Source organism: Actinomadura sp. NBRC 104425 (assembly GCF_030269545.1).
GTDB lineage: Bacteria > Actinomycetota > Actinomycetes > Streptosporangiales > Streptosporangiaceae > Spirillospora > Spirillospora keratinilytica.
Map to the genome: position 1 here is coordinate 22269 of NZ_BSTN01000037.1, position 19575 is coordinate 41843.

The 19575-nt window shown below is 75.2% G+C and carries 18 protein-coding genes; 10 read left to right on the forward strand and 8 right to left on the reverse strand.

The window, feature by feature from the left end; genetic code table 11:
* The first annotated feature begins 134 nt into the window (after positions 1-134).
* The gene (locus tag QSK22_RS31130; RefSeq protein ID WP_285498047.1) at positions 135-911 is read left to right on the forward strand and encodes a DUF6585 family protein; all 777 of its coding nucleotides are present in this window, start codon (positions 135-137) and stop codon (positions 909-911) included.
* An 8-nt stretch (positions 912-919) separates the two neighbouring features.
* Here the strand turns inward: QSK22_RS31130 and QSK22_RS31135 are convergent, their stop codons facing one another.
* Entirely contained in the window at positions 920-2566 is a 1647-nt protein-coding gene (locus QSK22_RS31135; protein WP_285498048.1) for an LCP family protein, read from the reverse strand.
* A gap of 281 nt (positions 2567-2847) precedes the next feature.
* Between QSK22_RS31135 and QSK22_RS31140 the strand changes: the two genes are divergently transcribed.
* The gene (locus QSK22_RS31140) at positions 2848-4047 is read left to right on the forward strand and encodes a glycosyltransferase family 2 protein (RefSeq protein ID WP_285498049.1); all 1200 of its coding nucleotides are present in this window, start codon (positions 2848-2850) and stop codon (positions 4045-4047) included.
* A gap of 121 nt (positions 4048-4168) precedes the next feature.
* On the forward strand, positions 4169-5050 hold the full coding sequence (locus QSK22_RS31145) for a hypothetical protein (protein ID WP_285498050.1): 882 nt from the start codon (positions 4169-4171) through the stop codon (positions 5048-5050).
* Here QSK22_RS31145 and QSK22_RS31150 read toward each other — a convergent pair.
* Both QSK22_RS31150 and ispD read right to left on the reverse strand, forming a co-directional pair.
* Positions 5047-5841 carry a glycerophosphodiester phosphodiesterase gene (locus tag QSK22_RS31150; RefSeq protein ID WP_285498051.1) on the reverse strand — a complete coding sequence of 265 codons (795 nt, stop codon included), beginning with the start codon at positions 5839-5841 and terminating at the stop codon, positions 5047-5049. The two genes, QSK22_RS31145 and QSK22_RS31150, sit on opposite strands and share 4 nt — an antisense overlap.
* Positions 5838-6614, reverse strand: coding sequence for a 2-C-methyl-D-erythritol 4-phosphate cytidylyltransferase (ispD, locus tag QSK22_RS31155; RefSeq protein ID WP_285498052.1), 777 nt, complete (start codon positions 6612-6614; stop codon positions 5838-5840). Before ispD ends, QSK22_RS31150 begins: the two co-directional genes overlap by 4 nt.
* Before the next feature lie 176 nt (positions 6615-6790).
* On the opposite strand from ispD, the gene QSK22_RS31160 reads away from it, so the two are divergent.
* The 6 genes from QSK22_RS31160 (at position 6791) to QSK22_RS31185 (ending at position 12567) form a co-directional block, all read left to right on the forward strand.
* A complete protein-coding gene (locus QSK22_RS31160) occupies positions 6791-8299 on the forward strand; it encodes a CDP-alcohol phosphatidyltransferase family protein (protein WP_285498053.1) in 1509 nt (502 codons plus the stop codon).
* Positions 8296-8928 carry a DUF5941 domain-containing protein gene (locus QSK22_RS31165; RefSeq protein WP_285498054.1) on the forward strand — a complete coding sequence of 211 codons (633 nt, stop codon included), beginning with the start codon at positions 8296-8298 and terminating at the stop codon, positions 8926-8928. Before QSK22_RS31160 ends, QSK22_RS31165 begins: the two co-directional genes overlap by 4 nt.
* Positions 8925-9656: a phosphocholine cytidylyltransferase family protein gene (locus tag QSK22_RS31170; protein WP_285498055.1), complete on the forward strand. Its 732-nt coding sequence runs from the start codon at positions 8925-8927 to the stop codon at positions 9654-9656. Before QSK22_RS31165 ends, QSK22_RS31170 begins: the two co-directional genes overlap by 4 nt.
* An 89-nt stretch (positions 9657-9745) precedes the next feature.
* Entirely contained in the window at positions 9746-10801 is a 1056-nt protein-coding gene (locus QSK22_RS31175) for an iron-containing alcohol dehydrogenase family protein (protein WP_285498065.1), read from the forward strand.
* Positions 10791-11618 (forward strand): CDP-alcohol phosphatidyltransferase family protein, encoded by an 828-nt coding sequence (locus tag QSK22_RS31180; protein ID WP_285498056.1) that lies wholly within the window; start codon positions 10791-10793, stop codon positions 11616-11618. Before QSK22_RS31175 ends, QSK22_RS31180 begins: the two co-directional genes overlap by 11 nt.
* A 94-nt stretch (positions 11619-11712) precedes the next feature.
* Entirely contained in the window at positions 11713-12567 is an 855-nt protein-coding gene (locus QSK22_RS31185) for a glycosyltransferase family 2 protein (protein ID WP_352231505.1), read from the forward strand.
* A gap of 3 nt (positions 12568-12570) precedes the next feature.
* Here the strand turns inward: QSK22_RS31185 and QSK22_RS31190 are convergent, their stop codons facing one another.
* From QSK22_RS31190 to QSK22_RS31205, 4 genes are all read right to left on the reverse strand, one after another.
* Positions 12571-15120 (reverse strand): HelD family protein, encoded by a 2550-nt coding sequence (locus QSK22_RS31190; protein ID WP_285498058.1) that lies wholly within the window; start codon positions 15118-15120, stop codon positions 12571-12573.
* 151 nt (positions 15121-15271) lie between these two features.
* Entirely contained in the window at positions 15272-16006 is a 735-nt protein-coding gene (locus QSK22_RS31195) for an acetoacetate decarboxylase family protein (RefSeq protein ID WP_285498059.1), read from the reverse strand.
* Positions 16007-16027: 21 nt separating this feature from the next.
* Positions 16028-16531 carry an SRPBCC family protein gene (locus QSK22_RS31200; protein WP_285498060.1) on the reverse strand — a complete coding sequence of 168 codons (504 nt, stop codon included), beginning with the start codon at positions 16529-16531 and terminating at the stop codon, positions 16028-16030.
* 87 nt (positions 16532-16618) lie between these two features.
* Complete coding sequence (locus QSK22_RS31205; protein WP_285498061.1) at positions 16619-17284, reverse strand: HD domain-containing protein; 666 nt, start codon at positions 17282-17284, stop codon at positions 16619-16621.
* Positions 17285-17393: 109 nt separating this feature from the next.
* On the opposite strand from QSK22_RS31205, the gene QSK22_RS31210 reads away from it, so the two are divergent.
* The gene (locus QSK22_RS31210; RefSeq protein ID WP_285498062.1) at positions 17394-19427 is read left to right on the forward strand and encodes an outer membrane protein assembly factor BamB family protein; all 2034 of its coding nucleotides are present in this window, start codon (positions 17394-17396) and stop codon (positions 19425-19427) included.
* A 22-nt stretch (positions 19428-19449) separates the two neighbouring features.
* Here the strand turns inward: QSK22_RS31210 and QSK22_RS31215 are convergent.
* Positions 19450-19575 (reverse strand): integrase core domain-containing protein (locus QSK22_RS31215; RefSeq protein ID WP_285498066.1); only part of this gene is annotated, 126 nt, incomplete at its 5' end.

The window sequence follows — 19575 nt, forward strand, 5'->3', positions numbered from 1 at the left end:
CCGGGCGGCTCCTCCTATCTTCGCGACCATCGGCGCGGACCGGGTGCGTCACACGCGGGGACCGCCCTGACCGGGGCGGTGATTTCCTCCGCTCTCGATGGGGTAGGCGGTTATTTGTGCCCTTCCCCTCGTCCGTGCTGGATCAGGCGGCTCGCAGGGAGCTCGGCGAGCCGATCCGCGCCTTCGACGCCCGCGGCGCCCGCCGCCGCGCACTGGCCCGCCCGGTCCTCCTGACGGCGGCGGCCGCCGCATTCGCCGCGCCGGCCGCGGCGGCCTTCGGCAGTGACCGGCTGTTAGCAGGCGTGCCCGCCGCCCTGTCAGCCGTCGTCTGCCTGTACGCCGCCGTCTGGACCTTCCGCAGAGCCGCCGGGAACCTGCTCCGCTCCGGAACCCCCCGCGTCCTCTATCTGTTCGTCCACGGGCTCGTGGTGGACGACGGGAGGCGCCTGGCCACCCACCACTGGGACGAGCTGACCGCCGTCACCGTGTCGGGGGTCCAGGCGGCCGAGGGGGCGCCCACCCGGTGGCGGGTGACGGTCACGGCGGCCGACGGCCGCGAGATCGCGCTCGGCGACGGCACACCGGACGCGGGGGTGCTCGGCGAGATCGTCTCCGCCGAGGTGACCACGCGCGCCGTGCCCCGGATCATGGCCGCGATCGAGGCGCGCGAACGCGTCCGGCTCGGGCCGTTCACCCTCGGCCCGCACGGCATCGACAAGGACGGCGACCGGCTGCCCTGGTCGTCGGTCGCCGAGGCCGGCATCGACAACGGCATGGTGTACGCGCGCGACGCCGACGGCCTGGTCGAGATGACCGCCCTGGCCGCGCGGGTGCCCAACGCGGCGGCTTTCGTGGAGGTGTGCCGCCGCGTAAGGGACGGCCGCCGCGACGACGGCGACCTGGTCCGCTGAGAACGCCGTTACGACTTGCAGAGCTTCTGTGTGGCGGTGCCGGTCTCGATCCCGGTCTCGGCGGGGCTGGGGGAGGGCGACGGGGAGGAGATCTTCACCCGCTTGGCGCCGTCCCAGTCGGCGCCCACCATGATCTGCACGCGCGAGCCCAGCGAGGACACCTTGCGCAGCTTGGCGTCCGGGATGGCGGCGGCGACGGTCTTGGCCTCCTTCGCGGCGTCCGGGCCGTACTGGATCTGCGTCGTCTGCAGGCCGCGCCGCGCCACGCCCGGCACCACCGTCACCGGGAAGCCGACGCGGCGCAGCTCGCCGCCCGCCCGCGTGGCCAGGCCCGGCGTGCCGATCGCGTTGAGCACCCGCAGCGGGATCTCGTCCGGCGGGACGGTCGGCCCGGTCGGCGTGGCGCTGGGCTTGGCCGACGACGGGCTCGGCGACGGCGAGGCCGGCGGCTGGTCGCGGTTGATGCGCTGGAACAGGTCGCGGGCGCGCCGCTGGTCCCACAGCACCGTCGACTGGGGCTGCGCCGAGTTCCACAGGGTGACGTTGTAGTCCTGGTCGGCCAGCGGGACCTTGGCGAAGGTGACGTGGTCGGTGGACAGATCCTTCATCTGGTCGGCGAGCTCGGGCATGTTCTCGGCCAGGTCCTCGTCGACCCGCAGCGACTTGAGCGCGGCGTTCAAAAAGCGCGTCGACTTGACCGGGTCGCTCAGCGTGCGGGTGCTGAGCGCCTGCTTCAGCATCGACGCCAGGAACCGCTGCTGCCGGTCGATGCGGCCGAGGTCGCTGCCGCCGGTCAGGGAGTAGCGGGCGCGGGCGTAGCTGAGCGCCTTCAAGCCGTTCAGGTGCGAGGTGCCCGCCGGCAGCACCAGCCCGCTCTTGCTGTCGTTGATGGGCTCCTCGGTGCACACGTCGACGCCGCCGAGCGCGTCCACCATGTTGATGAACCCGTAGAAGTTGACCTCGACGTAGTGGTCGATGGACACCCCGGTGGTCCGCTTGACCGTGTCGACGGTCAGGTCGGGCCCGCCGAACTGGTACGCCCACGTCAGCTTGCCGGGACGCGCCGGGACGAACGTGCCCTTGGCCCCCTCCGAGCCGTTGGAGCGGTGCGCCGGGATCGTCACATACGAGTCGCGCGGCAGGTTCACCACGGTGACGCGGTCGTGGTCGCGCGACATGTGCACCAGCATCATCGTGTCGGACCGCTCGCCGGGCTCGTGCCCCAGGCGCGCCGCCTTCTGCTGCGCGCGGGTCAGGCCCTCGCGCCGGTCGACCCCCGCCACCAGCACGGTCATGGCGCCCTTGGGGCCGTCCTTGTCGAGCCCGCCGACCTTCACCCGGTTGATGGCGTCGCTGACGTAGTTCTGGAACGCCCACGCGCCGCCCGAGGTCAGCAGCACGAACGCCGACATGGCCCCGGTCACCATGAGGAAGCGGCGCTGACGCCGCGCGCTGACGGCCGCGCGGGGGCTCAGCCCGGGGCCGGGGCGGCGCGGACCGCGCGGCCCGGCCACCGCGACGCGGGGAGCGGGCACGCCCTCGACGGTGACGCCGTCGATCTCCTCGTCGTCGGCCTCGCCGCCGCCGGACGGGCCGTCCGCGGGGCGCGGCCGGAAGTACCGCTCGAGCGGGTCGCTGTCGCGATCGTCCCTCATGCTGGCTCTGCCATCCTGGCCGCCGCCCTCCCGAAGCCTCATCGACGCCTGGCCGCCCGTCGCGCCGTAAGTGCCGCGAACGTTCCCCACTTTAAAGTGGGGGACACCGGTCCGTTCGCTACCTCAGGTTCGTGTCCTTGGAGTAACGTGGCGCCGTCTTGACCTCCTCCCCGGCGGCCGCACTCGCCAAGGGTGTCGTGAGCTGCGTCATGAACGAGCGAGCAAGAGAGGAAGGGGGGCTCTCCCCGGCCGACGGCCGGGGCTCGGCCCACGAGCCCAGAATGAAATCGTCTCCCCACGCGCACAGCACCGACGAGCAGCACACCGTGCACGCGACCGATCCGGACTCCGGCCGCGAACCCGTCTGGGACGCCGGCCGCGGTCCCGGCGGTGCGGGCGATACCGGCCGCGCCGCCGACCGCGACCCGGGCCCCGGCGAGTCGCCCGCCGTGTCGTCTGCGGTGTCGTCTGCCGTGTCGTCTGCCGAGTCCGGCCGCACCTGGCCCGCGGTGTCGGTGGTCATGCCGGTGCTGAACGAAGAGCGGCATCTGGCCGACGCGGTCCGGCGCATCCTGTCACAGGACTATCCCGGCGAGCTGGAACTGGTGCTGGCCATCGGGCCGTCCCGGGACCGCACGGAGGAGATCGCGCAGCAGCTCGCCGCCGAGGATCCGCGCGTCGTGGTGGTGCCCAACCCCACCGGCCGCACCCCGCAGGGCCTCAACATCGCCATCAAGGCGTCGCAGTACTCCATCATCGTCCGCGTGGACGGCCATTCCCTGCTGCCGCCCGACTACGTGCGGGTGGCGGTGGAGACCATGGAGGAGACCGGCGCCGACAACGTCGGCGGCATCATGGCGGCCGAGGGCATCACCCCGTTCGAGAAGGCGGTGGCCCGGGCCATGACGTCCAAGATCGGCGTGGGCAACGCCCGGTTCCACACCGGCGGCGAGCCCGGCGACGTCGAGACCGTCTACCTGGGCACGTTCCGGCGCAGCGCGCTGGAGCGCGTCGGCGGCTACGACGAGACGTTCGTGCGGGCCCAGGACTGGGAGATGAACCACCGCATCCGGCAGACCGGCGGCCGGATCTACTTCACGCCGCGCATGCGCGTCACCTACCGGCCGCGGCCGAACCTGCGCGCGCTGGCCAAGCAGTACTACCACACCGGCCGCTGGCGCCGGGTGGTCGGCCGCGAGCACCAGGGCACGCTCAGCCTGCGCTACCTGGCGCCGCCGATGGCGGTGCTGGCGATGGCCGCGGGCGCGGTGGCCGGGGCGCTCGGCTTCTGGCCGGGCTGGCTGGTGCCGGGCGCGTACGCGGCGGGCATCGTGGTCGGCGCGGTCGTGGAGGGCCGCGGCCTGCCGGTGTCGGCCTGGGTGCGGCTGCCGCTGGTGTTCGCCACCATGCACATCAGCTGGGGGGTCGGGTTCCTCACCAGCCCGCCCGGCCTGGGGCAGGCCTCCACCGCCAAGTCGTAGCCGCCAAGTCGTAGCCGCCGGGTGATGGCGGTCACCCGGGCGGCCCTGGCCACGACCACGTCTCACGGATACCTTGGGGTCGGCCGGGTGGGCGCCGCCCACCGCCGAGGGGAGGGTGGCCATGACCGGCGGAGCGCGGCACGGGATCGGCGCGGGGATCGGCATCGTCAGCACACCGGTGCTGTTCGCGTTGCTGGTCTTCGGAACCGAACGTCTGATCTACCAGTACCGGTACGTCGTTTCGTTTCTGTACCGGGACGAGTTCGCCAGGCCGGGCACCCTGCTCGGGGCGCTGCTGTTGCTGCTGCTCGCGGCGGGTGTCGCGGCACTGGTGGCGACCCGCGTCTCGCCGGTGGCGTCGCTGATCCCGGGCGCGGTGTTCACCCTGCACGGGCTGCTGTGGGCGGTGCTGCCGGGCCGCGCCATCCGCATGACGTCGGATCTGCCCGTGCTCGGCAGGGACTACGACCTGGCCCTGGGGCAGATCGGTTCCCTGGGGGTGACGCTGCTGATCGGCGTCGTCCTGGTGGCGGGCTCGGTGGTCCCGTCGCGCTGGCGGACCGCGCCCGCCTCGGGGCCCGGCCGCCAGGCGCAGCCGCACGGGCCGGCCTTCGCGGCGCCGGCCCGGCCCGCCCCCTACGGCGCCCAGCCGGGCCCGTACGGCTCCCAGCCCGCCGCCCAGCCCGGCCAGTGGGGGCAGGGCCCGCAGCAGCCGTGGCAGCAGCCGCAGCCCGGCCGGCCGCAACCTGGACAGCCCCAGCCCGCACAGCCGCAGCCCGCACAGCCGCACTCCCCGTACGGGCAGCCCCAGCCGCAGCCCGGGTCCGACCCGTCGCCCGGCGGCGCACGGCACGACCAGCCGCAGAACCCGGCCCTGCCCGCGTCCGGAAAGGACGAGGGCACGGCGCCCCGCTCCGGCGGCTCCACGCCCGGTGACGACGAGCCCGGCGAATGGACGCGCGTGTACGGCGGCGGTGACGACCGCCCGCCGCCGCCCGCCTAGGCCGACGCGGCGCCGTCCAGCGCGGCGACGACGCCCGGGACGTCGTTGACGACCACGGCGTCCACCCCCGCCCCGGCGTAGACGGGCGCCGTCTCCGCCGTCGGGCACCACGCCAGCACCTCCAGGCCCGCCTTGTGCGCCACGTCCACGCAGTGCTCCAGCGGACGCAGCCGCGAGTCGGGGTGCTCGAACCCGCACGACCCGGTGTGCAGGCCGACCGCCTGCACGCCCAGGCCCGACGCGGCGGGGATCGCGTGCCACAGCGGGAACCGCAGCCACGTCAGCAGGCCCACCGGCAGGTCGGGCAGGTTCTCCCGCAGGTACAGCAGCAGCGACGGGTCGAACGAGGTCACCAGCAGGGGGCGGCGGCGGGCCTCGCGGCGCAGCACCGGCACCAGCAGCGCACCGGTGCGCCGGGACGGCGGATCGACCGCGTCCTCCAGAATCGTCTTGACGTCCACGTCCACCGGCACGCCCGGCGGCAGCGCGTCGAACACCTCGGCCAGCAGCGGCAGCCCGCACTCGGCGGCCGCCGTGTCGACCAGGAACGCGCCGTCGGCGGTGGTCGGGTCGTGCCGCAGCACCAGCTCGTCGTCGGCGGTGCGGGTCACGTCGATCTCGACCCAGGCCGCGCCCGCGTCCAGCGCGGCCAGCAGCGACTCCAAGGTGTTCTCGGCGAGGGCGCGGGGGGCCGGCCCGGCGCCGTCCGCGCCGGGCGGGCGGGGCGGCGTGACGTGCCCCGAGCCCAGGCCGCGATGACCGATGACGGTGGGCGGATTCTCGAAGATCACGTGTGCTCCGGGGGGTCGGCGGCTTCCTGCTCGGCGTTTCGCTCGGTGTCGTGCCCGGTGTCCTGCCCGGCGATGCGCGCGGCGATGTGCTCGGCCAGGGCGATGTCCAGCGGGTGGGTGACCTTGAGGTTGTGCTCGCTGCCCTCGACCACCCGGATCGGCACGTCGGGAAGGTAGCGGTGCACCACCCCGCAGTCGTCGGTGGCGACCAGGCCGGGATCGGCCAGCGCCAGCTCGTAGGCCTTGCGGACGGTCCCGAGCCGGAAGCCCTGCGGGGTCTGGAAGCGCACCAGCGTCGACCGCGGCGGCATGTCGGCGACCAGCCCGCCCCGAACGGCCACGATCGTGTCGGAGGAGGGCACGCCCACCGCCACCGCGTCGTGGTCGGCCAGCGCCGCCAGCGTCCGGTCGATCACCGCGCGGTCCACGAACGGGCGGGCCGCGTCGTGGAACAGCACGCGGGTGTCGTCGGGGCGGTCGGCCAGCGCGGTCAGCGCGGCGGCGGTGGACGCGGTGCGCGTGTCCCCGCCCTCGATCACACCCGTGACCTTGCGGAACGGGGCGGCCAGCGCGGCGGCCTCGCGCAGATGCCCGGCCGCCATCACCACCAGCACCTCCGCCACGCCCGGATGGCCGTCGAACGCCGCGATCGCGTGCGCCAGGATGGGCCGCCCGCCGACCTCCAGCAGCTGCTTGGGCCGGCCGGCGCCCAGCCGCGCGCCGACCCCGCCGGCGAGCACCACCGCCACCGTCCGGGGCGCGGCATCCCTCACAGCGTCCGTCGCGGTGTCCACTGTCAATGTGACCTCTCACTCCGTGGTCATGCCGCTACGCTGGGCAACCGTTCCGTGCCGGCGCCGGTGTCGCGCTCGCCGGCCCGGCGCCGCGCGACGCCCGCGCGGTGCGCATCCCTTCTCCTACCCTGTCGCGACGCGATCCGGAGGCGCCGATGACCGTGACGGTGATCATGGCGACCGGGTGGGACGGCGGCGGCCCGGACCCGGGCCCCACGGCCGTCCTGCCCTGCGGAGGCGATCCCCGCCGGGCCGCCGGGACGGCCGGCGAGCCGCCCACGCTCCTGACGCGCCTGTGCGAGCAGCTGGCAAGGCTCAACGTACCGGATCCGGTCATCATCACCCGGCCCGAAATGGCGCCCGCTCTGCACAAGGACGGCCACTTCGTGGTGGAATCGCCGGGCCCGGCCGCCGACCTGCGGGAGATCGCCCGGGTCGCCGGGCGCGCCGACGGGCCGCTGCTGCTGCTCCCGGGCGACGTGGTGATCGGCGCCGAGCTGCTGCGCCGGCTGCTGCTGGACGGCGACGACGCGCCCGCCGCGGCCGTCACCGTGCCGCGAGACGGGGGATACGGCACCGTGCCGGTGCGCCGGTACGACGGATGGATCATGTCGGCCGGGTCGCCGTACCACCGGGTGACCGCGCCCGACGCCGCCGCGCCCGGCGTGCTGCGGGTGGCCGCCGACCGCACCGGCGACCTCGCCGACCTCGCCGCGCGGCTGGCGAACCTGCTGCGGGACGCCCGCGCGCTGCCCCTGACCGTCGTCGAACCCGAGGCGGCGCACCTGCTGCTCGTGGGCCTGGTGCGCACGGGCGTGCCCGTGCGCGACTGCGGCGACCCGCGCCTGCCCTGCCCGCGCGCCCGCGACGCGCAGGCCGCCGTCGCCGCCTGCGAGGCCGTACGCAACGCCGCCGAGCAGAAGGTGCGGCTCGCCGCGTCCGTCAAACGCGACGACGGGCTGTTCGCCACCTACGCGGTCGCCCCCTACAGCCCCCGCCTGGTGCGGTGGGCGGCCCGCCGGAGGCTGACGCCGATCACCGTGACGTGGATGTCGCTGGGCATGGCGGTCCTGGCGGCGGTCTGGTTCGCCGCGGGCACCCGCGGCGGCATGGTCGCGGGCGCCGCGCTGCTGTACGCGGCGTTCGTGCTGGACTGCGTGGACGGCCAGCTCGCCCGGTTCACCCGCCGCCGCACCGCCCTCGGCGCCTGGCTCGACGTGGTCCTCGACCGCGTGAAGGAGTACGGCGTGTACGCGGGGCTGGCGGCGGGCGCCGTCGCCGCCGGGCACGGCTCCGGCGGGGTGTGGGGGCTGGCGGTCGCCGCGCTGACGCTGCAGACCGTCCGGCACGCGCTCGACCACTCGTTCGCCTCGCGTCCGCCCGCCCCCGGCCGGAGGCCCCTGCCCCGGCGCACCCTGCCCCTGACGACCCCCGACGACGGGCCGATCGAACGCCGCCCGGTGACCGGGAGGGCCAAGCGCTGGGCCGGGAAGGTCGTCGCGTTTCCGCTCGGCGAGCGGATCGCCCTCATCGCCGTGACGGCGGCGCTGTCCGACGCGCGCGTGACGTTCGTCGCGTTGCTCGCCTGGGGCGGCCTGGCCCTCGCCCACCGGCTCGCCGCCCGGGTGCTCGCCGGGCGCAGGAGGAAGGCGGTCCTGCGATGACGACGGCGATCCAGGCGGCGGACGCCCGCGTCCCCGTCCCGCCGCACCTGCTGCGCGACGACGGCCCGATCTGCCTGGCGCTGGCCAGGCTGGCCCGGGGCCGGCTGCCGCCGCTGCCCGGCGTCCTGGCCGCCGCCGCCCTCGCCGCGGTGCTGATGACGGCCGGTCTCGGCGCCAACCGGGGCCCGGCGCTCTTCCTGCCGGTGGCGGTCGTGCTGCTGACCGGAGCGGCAGCGACACATCCGCATAACGGACGGTTCGACTGGCTTGTCCCGCCCGTGCTGCGCGCTATCGAGTATGGTTACCTGGCCGGACTGGGGCTCGCGCAGGGCGTGCCGGCACCGCTGGTGTACGTGCTGCTCGCGGTTCTGGCGTACCACCACTACGACACCGTGTACCGCACCCGGCTGGGGCTGCGGCCGGGCGCCTGGGTGCTCCGGGCCGGTCTCGGCTGGGAGGGCCGCATGCTGGTCGTGGCGGCGGCGGGCCTGGCCGGGCCGCTCCCGTTCGCGTACCCCGCGCTGGCCGCCTACCTTGGCGTGTTGTTCGCGGGCGAGAGCCTCACGACCTGGTCGCGGACCGGGCGCGACAGCGGCGTGATCGTCGACCTGGAGGAAGAGGAATCATGATCGGCATGGTGCTGGCGGCGGGCGCCGGACGCAGGCTGCGGCCGTACACCGACACGCTGCCCAAGGCCCTGGTCCCGGTGGACGGTGACACCGCCATCCTGGACATCGCCCTGGGCAACCTGAGCTCGGTCGGGCTGACCGACATCGTGATCGTCGTCGGCTACCGCGCCGAGGCGGTCGAGACCCGCAAGGCCGACCTCGAGCGGCGGTACGGCGTGTCGATCACCCTCGTCCACAACGACAAGGCCGAGGAGTGGAACAACGCCTACTCCCTGTGGCTGGCGCGTGAGCACTTCTCCAAGGGCGTCCTCCTGGTCAACGGCGACACCGTGCACCCGGTGAGCGTGGAGAAGACGCTACTGGCCGGGCGCGGACCGGACATCCTGCTCGCGGTGGACAATGTGAAAACTCTGGCCGACGAGGAGATGAAGGTCACCCTCGACGGGCAGGGGAACCTGGCCCGCATCACCAAGCTGATGGACCCGGCCGAGGCGTACGGCGAGTACATCGGCGCCACCCTCATCGAGCCCGCCGCCGCCGGGCCGCTGGCCGACGCGCTGCAGGCCACCTGGGAGCGCGACCCCGACCTGTACTACGAGGACGGCTACCAGGAGCTGGTCAACCGGGGCGGCCGCGTCGGCGTGGCCCCGATCGGCGCCGTGGAGTGGGTCGAGGTCGACAACCACGACGACCTGGCCAAGGCCCGCCGGATCGCCGCCGGCTACTGACCCGGGCGCCGCGTCGCGGTATCCCTGCCCCCTCCCCTCCGCCGTACGGGACGACCGAGCGAGGAACGCACATGCCTCTGCTGACGCGGATGCTCACCGCGCCGCTGTCCATCGACGTCCGCCGCGGGGCCGTGGCCGCCCTGGGCGACCTGCTGGCCGACCGCCGCATCGCCACCGAGGGCCGGGTCGCGATCGCCGTGGGCCCCGGCCAGGGCGACCAGATCGCCGAGCAGGTGCGGCCGTCGCTGGAGGACTGCGAGCTGTTCCGGGTGGAGGGCGGCACCGTCGACGCCGCGGTCAGCCTCGGCTCCAAGCTGCGCGGCGGGTCCTACGAGGCGGTGGTCGGCATCGGCGGCGGCCGCACCATCGACGCCACCAAGTACGCCGCCACGCTCGCCGGCATCCCCATGGTGTCGGTGGCCACCAACCTGTCCCACGACGGCATCTGCTCCCCGGTCGCCTCGCTGGAGCACGACAAGGGCAAGGGCTCGTTCGGCGTCGTCATGCCGCTGGCGATGATCGTCGACCTGGACTACGTGCGGGCCGCGCCGCAGCGGCTGGTGCGCGCGGGCATCGGCGACGTGGTCAGCAACCTGTCGGCCGTCGACGACTGGCTGCTGGCCGCCGAGGCGTGCGGCGAGCCGGTCGACCGGCTGGCGCTGACGCTGGCCCGCACCGCCGCCGAGGCGCTGCTCAACCAGCCCGGCTCGGTGGAGTCCGACCGGTTCTTGACCGTTCTGGCGGAGGGACTCGTACTGTCCGGCATGGCCATGTCCTTCGCCGGCTCGTCGCGGCCCTCCAGCGGCGGCGACCACGAGATCCTGCACGCCATCGACCAGCTGTTCCCCGGCACCGCCAACCACGGCGAGCTGGCCGGGATCGGCGCGGCCTTCTGCTACCACCTGCGCGCCGTGCACACCGGGACGGGCGCCGACCGGCTCGCCGAGATCATGGCCTGCCTGGAGCGGCACGGCCTGCCCCGGCTGCCGGGCGACGTCGGGCTGACCGTCGAGCAGTTCGCCGAGGCCGTCGCGTACGCCCCGCGCACCCGGCCCGGCCGCTATACGATCTTGGAGCATCTCGGCCTCGACAAGGGCGCGATCCTCAAGGCGGTTGAAGAGTATGTCCAAGCCCATGGAGGCTGAGCTGCCCGCCGACGCCCACCGGCCGTCCCGCAGCATGGCGACGGTCGCGGACGTACGGCGCTACGGGCAGCCGCCCGGCCTCAAGGAGCGGCGCAACGAGGAGCACTGGGCCGGGCGCCTGTACATGCGCTCGCTGTCGCCGTACTTCGCCTGGCTGTCCCTGCGGCTGGGGTTCACCCCCAACCAGCTCACCTATCTGATGATGGTCTGCGGTGTGGCCGCGGGCGCCGTGGTGTCGCTGCCGGTCGAGCCGCTGTGGACGGCCCTCGGCGGCGCCCTGCTGATCCAGGCGTACCTGCTGCTGGACTGCGTGGACGGCGAGGTCGCCCGCTACCTGCGGCAGACGTCGGTGACCGGGGTGTTCCTGGACCGCATCGGCCACTACCTGTCGGAGGTGGCGCTGCTGATCGGCCTGGGGTACGCGGCGCAGGGCGGCTGGCGCACCGGCGGGTACGCCGAGCTGGGCCTGCTGGCCGCGGTGGGCGCCGCGCTGATCAAGGCCGAGACCGACAACGTGGTGGTGGCGCGGGCCAAGTCGGGCCTGCCCGCCGACCCGGCGGGCGGCGAGCGGGCGCTGCGGCCCCGCTCCACCGGCATGGCGCTGGCCCGGCAGGCCGCGTCCATGCTGCGCTTCCACCGCATCATCGGCGCAGTGGAGCTGTCGCTGCTGATCCTGGCCGCCACCGTGCTGGACACGGTGCTGGGCACCGAGACCCCGGCCGCGGTCCGGGTGCTGACCGTGGCCGTGGCGGTCGTCGCGGTCGTGCAGACGCTGCTGCATCTGGTGAGCATTCTGGCTTCTCGGAGGCTTCGGTGACGGCTACCTGGACGGGGGCACTGTGACCCAGGGCGAACGGACTGTCGAGCCCCGCGCCGGCGGGGACCTGTCGCTGAGCGTCGTCGTGCTCACCATGGGCAACCGGCCCGAAGAGCTCGCCCGCGCGGTGCGCAGCGCCCTCGACCAGGAGCATGTGGACGTCGAGGTCGTCCTCGTCGGCAACGGCGTCTCCGGTGACTGGTGGCCCGGCGACGACGAGGTGTTCGACGACAAGCGCGTGCAGCTGATCCGCCTGCCGACCAACGTGGGCATCCCGGCCGGCCGCAACCGCGGTGTGGAGGCCTCCAGCGGCGATGTGATCCTTTTCCTGGACGACGACGGGTGGTACCGTTCGCCGCGGCTGGGTGTGCACGTGCGCGACCGCTTCTCCGCCGAGCCCGACCTCGGGATCATCTCCTTCCGCGTCCGCGATCCCGAGGGCGGACGAGGCGAGCGGCGGCACGTGCCCCGGCTGCGTGCGGGCGACCCGGAGCGGTCGTCGGAGGTGACGACGTTCCTGGGCGGCGCCTGCGCGGTCCGCCGCGCCGCGTTCGACGCCGGGGGCGGGCTGCCGGAGGACTTCTTCTACGCCCACGAGGAGACCGACCTGGCCTGGCAGGTCCTCGACGCGGGCTACCGCATCGTCTACGACGCGTCCGCGGTGATGTACCACCCGGCGGTGCTGCCGACCCGGCACGCGATGTTCTACCGCTACAACGCCCGCAACCGGGTGTGGCTGGCCCGCCGCAACCTGCCGTGGCCGCTGGCGCTGACCTACGTGGCCGTGTGGCTGGGCATGACGGTGCTGCGCGAACGCAAGCCGAGCGCGCTCAAGCCCTGGTTCAAGGGCTTCTTCGAGGGGTGGCGCAAGCCCGCGGGCCGCCGCCGCCCCATCTCCTGGCGCACCGCCTGGCGCATGACCCGCACGGGCCGCCCCCCGATCATCTGACCGTCAGTCGGCGGGGGGCCGGTCGCCGGTCAGGGTGTCGCGCCACCGCGGGCTGGTGGTCAGCACGGTCAGCCGCTGGGTGGCGCGTGACACCGCCACGTAGAGGACGCGCAGGCCGCGCGGCGACTGGGCGGCCACGGTCTCCGGCGCGACGATCACGGCCGCGTCGAACTCCAGGCCCTTGGCCTCCAGCACGTCGAGGACCTGCACGCGTTCGGGGAAGCCGGCGGCCAGGCGGTCGCGGTCGGCGGCGGTCCAGGCCACGGCGGCGCCGGCCCGGTCGCCCGCGTCCGGGGCGCCGGTGAGCGGGAGGGCGGTCTGGCCCTCCTCGGCCCGGTCCCGCAGCTCCAGCGGCACGATCAGCCCGATCGTGCCCTCCACCTGCGTGAGCAGTTCCGCCACGGCGGCGCGGGCGGAGGAGATCAGGTCGGCTCCGGGCACCACGCGGACGACCGGGGCGATGCCGGAGGTCCGCACGGCGCGGGCCGGGCGGGCGTCGGGCAGGGCCAGCGCCAGCACCCGGGACGCCACGGCGGCGATCTCGGTGGAGTTGCGGTAGTTGGTGGTCAGCTCGTACTCGTAGCGGGCCCGGGCGGGGGGCTTGCGGGGGCGCCGCCGGGACGACGAGCGGCCGCGCCGGGCGGACGGCTTGGCGGGCTTGGCGGGTTTTTCGACGCCGAGGGCGGCGTCCATGGCCTCGCGGGCGGCGTCCAGGTCCTCCCAGGCGCTCTGCGCGGGGTCCTCGACGATCGTCCAGCTCGCGTGCCGGCCCCGGCGGCCGAGCATGCGCCACTGCATGGGCGACAGGTCCTGGGCCTCGTCCACCACGATGTGGGCGTACTCGGGCCGCTCCTCGACCACCTCGTCGTCGACCCGGCGGGCCTGCTCCAGGCGCTCGATGGACGTGGTGAGCTCCTGCAGCTGCGGCTCCCACGACTCGTCGGCGACCTGCTCGCCGGTCAGGATGTTGACGCCGTCGACGACGAACGGGTCGTCCTCGGCGGCGGGGCGGCGGCGGGCCGGCGGGCGGGGCGGGGAGCCGAGCAGCGCGTCCAGTTCGTCCAGCAGCGCGATGTCCTGGTAGGTCAGCACGGGCTCGCTGTCGGAGCCCGAGGGCCCGAGGGCCGCCGACCACGCCTCGGCGAGGCGGGCGACGGCGTCGCGGTCCAGGTCGCGGCCCGCCGCGCGGCGCAGGCGGTCCGGGTCGCCCAGGGAGCGCAGCACGTCCAGCGGGCGCCGCAGCGGCCACCAGGCGAGCAGGAACCGGGTGAATTCGGGCTGCTCGCGGACGCGGGCGTCGAACTGCTCGCGCGGCGTGCCGCGGTCGCCGGAGCGGGTGCGGCGGGCGGCCGGGGCGTCGCCCTCGTCGAGGGCGGCCAGGCCGTCGGCGGCCAGCAGCGCGTTCCAAAGGCCCGCGTCGGCCTCCTGCGCCCGGGCGGCGTCCTCCGGGCCGCCGAGGGCGGTGAAGCGCTCCCACAGCGCGTCCAGCAGCGCTTCGGCGGCGCGGGCGCGGGCGGCGTTGACCGAGCCGCGGCTGCGCCGGTGCAGGTCGGCGCGCAGCCGGTCGAGCCGGGCCCGGTCGAGCCGGACGACCACGCCCTTGTGCACGACGCGCAGCTCGTCGGGCGCGCCGGGCGGATGGTCGGTGACGGCGCGGCGCAGCACCCGGGCCATGACCGCCGAGCCCTTGATCCGGGCCAGTTCGGGGGTGTCGTGGGTGCGGGCCGACACGCCGTCCACCAGGTCGCCGAGGGACCGCAGCGCCGCCGATTCCTCCCCGAGGGACGGCAGGACGCGCTCGATGTAGGCGGTGAACCGCCGGTTGGGGCCGACCACCAGCACGCCGCGCGAACCGAACCGCCGCCGGTGCCGGAACAGCAGGTAGGCGACGCGGTGCAGGGCGACGGCGGTCTTGCCGGTGCCGGGGGCGCCGCGCACCAGCACGGTGCCGTCGGCGGGGGCGCGGATCACCTCGTCCTGTTCGCGCTGGATGGTGGCCACGATGTCGCGCATGGCGCCCTCGCGGGTGCGGGCGAGGGAGGCCAGGAACGCGCCGTCGCCGACCACCGCCAGGCCGTCGGCGGCGGACGGGTCGAGCAGGTCGTCCTCCAGGTCCACCACCGTGTGGCCGCGCGAGTGCAGGACGCGGCGGCGCACCACGCCGCGCGGGTCCTCGGGGGTGGCGCGGTAGAAGTCCTCGGCGGCGGGCGCCCGCCAGTCGATGACCAGCGAGTCGTGGTCGCGGGTGCGCACGCCGATGCGGCCGATGTAGCGGACCTCCCCGCTGTGCAGGTCGAGGCGGCCGAACACCAGCCCGTCGTCGGCGACGTCGAGGGCCTGGGCGCGCAGCGCCGCCTGGTGCACCATGGCGTCCCGGTCGACCAGCGAGCCCTTGGTGCCCGCCAACGCCTGCCGGTAGCCCTCGCGCAGCATGGCCTTGGCGTCCTCGCGCATCTCCTCCAGCCGCGCGTACGCCCGGTCGACGTACCGCTGCTCGGCGGCGATCTCCTGGTCCTTGACCGTCTCGGTGGCCTTGGCGGACCCATCCGTCACCGGGGACGACATTCCGGGCTGCTCCCTCGCGACCTGCGCTGACCTGCTGTCTCGCCGAGGTGCTCGGCGGTGCGCCCCCAAGGGGCGAAAGAGACAGCTTACGCGGTCGCGGCGCGGCCCGCGGCACGCGGCGATCAGGCTGCGGGGCGGTTCAGGCGGGCACCTCTTCGGCGGCGTCGAACGCCATGGTCATGTGCGGGATGGTGCCGCTGCTCAGTGCGGGGGCGCGGTGCAGGCCGAGGCCGCGCAGCTCCTCGGCCACGGGGTGGTCGCCGAGCCGGACCCGGGCGCCGCCGGGCCGTATCCGCAGCCTGGACGGCGACACCGTCCAGGGGATGCGGCGGGTGACGCCGTCCAGGCACGAGTAGGCGTCGAGGCGGGGCGCCGTGCGGCCGCCGGGGAGCCCGGTGGGGACGGGCAGGCCGGGCTTGACGGCCAGTTCGATCGCGGTGCGGCCGCCGAACCGCACGGCGCACCGCTTGATCCGGCTGCTGAAGTGCATGGGGATGTCGGCCGGCACCTTGGGGAAGCCCCAGATGGACCGGCCCGCGTCCAAGGTGAACTTTTGATCGACCGGCAGCCAGTGGATGAACGCCCCCACGCGCGTAAGGCGGCCCCCGGGGGCGCCGGGGGAGCGGACGAGGAAGGCGACGGCGAACTCGTGGTACCGGCCGAGGTCGCCGTCGGAGTACCGGACGAACGCCAGCGAGCAGATCGCCCGGCCGGGCAGCGGCTCGGCCACCGCCAGACCGGAGTAGTCGATCAGGTTCTGCGCCGGGCCCGCCGGGACGGCGAACGCCGCCGAGGCCACGGCGGCGTCCCGGACCCGCACGGGCAGGGCCACCCGTTCGCCCCGGATCACATGGACATCGGCGGCGGTGCTCACACCACTAAGTAGAACAGGTTCTCATTCTGTTGTCACCCCGCCGGACAGCGCGGCCGCGATGCGCTCCAGCGTCCGGCGCATGCCGCGCCGGTTGACCTCGGCGCGCCGCTCGGCGGGCACGCCGGTGAACACCCTGCCCAGCAGCGACACGAACCCGGCGCCCCGCTGGTCGCGGCGCAGGTCTTGCCAGTACTCGCTGAGCCGCGTGGAGTTCTCGCCGACCGCCTCCACCCGGTAGCCCCACAGCGCCACCGGCATCCCGAAGCTCGACACCCGGAACGCGAACACCTCGCCGGGCACCGACGCCGTCACCTCGCAGGTGGTGAACCACACCCGCCAGCCGATCCGGTTGAAGCCGACGAACCGGGTGCCCTCGCCGGCCGGCCCGCGGCCGCCGCGCACCCGCACCGCGAACAGCTCCGGGCTCCACTCGGGCATCCGCCACGGGTCGGCCACCGCCTCCCACACCGCATCGGCGGCGGCGTCGACCAGCACGCTCTCCTCGGCCACCCACTCGCGTTCCATGCCCCGATGATCCCGCACCGCAGGTCCCGCCGCTGGGCGCGGGGCCCTGCCGCCGGGCGCGGCGTCGGGGGCGCGGGCCGGGTCCGGTCAGCGCAGGTGGGCGAAGCGGGCCCGCCAGGTGGCGTACCATTCGGCGAACCACGGGTCGCCGCGGGTCGGCAGTTCGGCCAGCGGGATGATGTAGGTGCAGGTCTCGGCGTAGTAGCGGCGCTGGAAGTCGGGCGGCATCCGGTCCAGGGTCTGGACGTTGCTGACGCGGTCGGCGAGCTTGACCAGGATCGCCTCGCGCGGGGCGTCGCGCAGGCGGCGCAGGTAGGCGGTCTTGGCGGCGCGTTTGGCCTGGCGGCCGAGCCCGCCCGCCTTTCCGGGCGAAGCCCCGGGGGTCCGGGGGTCCGCCCCCGGAGACGGCAGGGCGGGCGGCTTGGTCACCCACTCGACCAGCTCGGCCACCCACGGGCCGAACTCGGCCTCCACGTCGCGGGCGGTGGCGCCGGTGTCCTCCACCACGTCGTGCAGCAGCGCGGCGGCCAGGATGGACGCGTCGGTCACGCCGCGTCCGCGCACCAGGACTTCGACGGCCTCCAGCAGGTGCTCCAGGTAGGGGGCGCCGGTGGGCCGGGTCTGGTCGCCGTGCCAGCGGCGCGCGGCGGCCGCGGCCCGGTCCAGCACGGCCAGGTCGCCGGGGGCGGCGCCGGACTCGGCGATGGCCGCGCGGGCCTGGTCCCACGTCCGCCATGTGGTGAACAGTTCCACCGGAATCTCCGTTCTGGCCGGGCCGTGTCGCGCGGGGGGCGCGGGACACGGCATGGTGGGAGACGGTCTTGCAGCACAGTACGTGACGGCGGAAGGAGGCGGCACGGGCGTGGGCGGCAGGCGGTTCGGCGGGCGCCGGCGGGCGGCGGTCGGTGTCGTCTGCGGCGTGCTCGTCGTGGCCGTCTGCGGGGTGCTGGTGGTGCGGGTGGTCACCCGCGCCGAGTGGTGGCAGGTGCGGCACAGCGTCACCGCCGTGCCCGTCTCGCCCCTGGCGGACGTCGGCCCCCCGCCCGGCCCGCTGGCGACGAGCTGGCAGCAGTCGGCACCGGTGCACCGGGGGCCGCTGGCCGGGTACAACAGCGTGGCGTTCGAGGTGGCGTACGGCCAGGCGGTGCTGGCCTCGGGAAGCGGCCTGGACGTCCGTGACGCCCGCACCGGCGCCGCCCGCTGGAGCTACCGGCGCATGGGCTGGACGATGCTCGGCTGGGCGGCCACCGGCACCCGGCTGGTCGGCTACTTCGAACGCGACGGCGACCGCGGCGAGCGGATGATGGTGGGCTTCGACGCGCTGTCGGGCGCCGAGCTGTGGCGGCAGTCCGGCGAGACGCCCGCCTCGGTGGCCCGCACCACGCTGCGCTGGCCCGCCGGCTCGGACACCGTGCTCACCACCGACGGCGACCGCCGCGTCCTGTACGGGCGGTCGGCCGCCAACGGGGCCCGGCTGTGGACGCAGCGGCTCCCGGAGGGCTGCCGGCTGTTCGAGGGCGCCGCGCACGCCTCCGGCTCCGTGGAGAAGACGGCCGTCCTCGCCCTGGAGTGCGGCAAGGGCCCGAGCCGCCTGATCGCGGTCCGGCCGGACACCGGCGCCGTGCGCTGGACGCGCTCCCTGGACTCGGCGGACGCCCCCGAGGTGACGGTGCTGGACGGCGTCACGCTCGCCGCCGACGGCACGGCCCTGCGGGCCTACCGCGACAACGGCGACCGGCTCGCCGAGTGGTCCGGCGAGAACGTGTGCGACGACGTCATCTGCCCGGCCGTGGTCGCCGGGGGGCGCCTGGTCGTGGCGTACCGGCCGGACGGCGCGCGCCGGGGCGAACAGCGGCTGGAGGCGGTCGAGACGTCGTCGGGGCAGACGGCCTGGCGCCGCGACGCCCCCGAGTACGCGGCGCTGGCCGCGGCGGGCGGCCGGATCTACGCGCTGCGGCCCCGGCTGTCGAGCGCGCTGCTGCCCGCCGGGGTGGACGTCGTCGCCCCCGCCGACGGCGCAACCCAGACGGTCGCGGCGCCGTTCGCCATGGACCCGGAGCTGGACGGGGCGCGGCCCTGGCTGGCGGCGGCGGGCGGGCTGCTGTACGCGGCGGTGCCCACGGCGACGCCGCGTCCCGGGGGCGCGGCCCGGCTGGTGGCGCTGCGCGGCGGGTCGGCCGGGCCGGGCCCCGCCGAGCTGGGCGGCACCCCGGCGGCGGACTGGCCGGACGCCTGCGCGCTGCTGCAACGGCCCGACCTGCTGGCCGCCCGGCTGGATCCCGACAGCGCCCGCCCCGACGGCGACCGGATCGGAGAGCAGAAGCTGCCGCATGCGGTGAGCTGCACCTACCAGGCGCCGGAGCAGGAGGGGCTGCCGGACGTCCCGCCGCTGACCGTCGCGCCGTCCGGCGGACCCTCCGAGCAGCCCTCCGGCCTCCCGGCGGAGCCGCGGGGCTCGGCGTCCCCGGAGCGCAGCGGCTCGGCGTCGCCGAGCGCGAGCGCCTCCGGTGGGAAGAGCCCCGGCCCCGGCGGGGACGGCGGCAGCCCCACCCCCGAGCCGAGCGAGAGCGGCACGGGGACCGGCGACGACGAGTGGGGCGCCCGCAGCCTCACCGTGACCGTCAAGTGGGTGGCGCCCACAGGGCAGGCCGCGTCGGCGCTGATGGAGTCGCTGCGGGCGGTCCAGTCCCAGGCGCGGCGGCGCACCGACATCGGCGGGGACGAGGCGTACGAGCTGGGCCCCACGGCCGGGACGATCGCCGTGCGGGTCGACCGCTACATCGTCGTGGTCACCGCCGCCCGCCCGCTCGGCGCGGCCAGCAGGCTGGCGCGCGCCGTCGCCGTCGGGCTGGCCGGGGGAGCGGGGCGCTCCCCGCAGCCGTCCAACTCGTCCTGACCGTCCCGGGGGCGGTGCCTGGCTAGTTGTTCTGTCCTGACAGGTTGGTGACGCGGCTGGCGGGTGGGAGGCCGCCGAGTGCGGTGTGGCCGCGGTGATGGTTGTACATGTGCAGCCAGGGCGCAAGCGCGGCGCGGCGTTCGCTCTC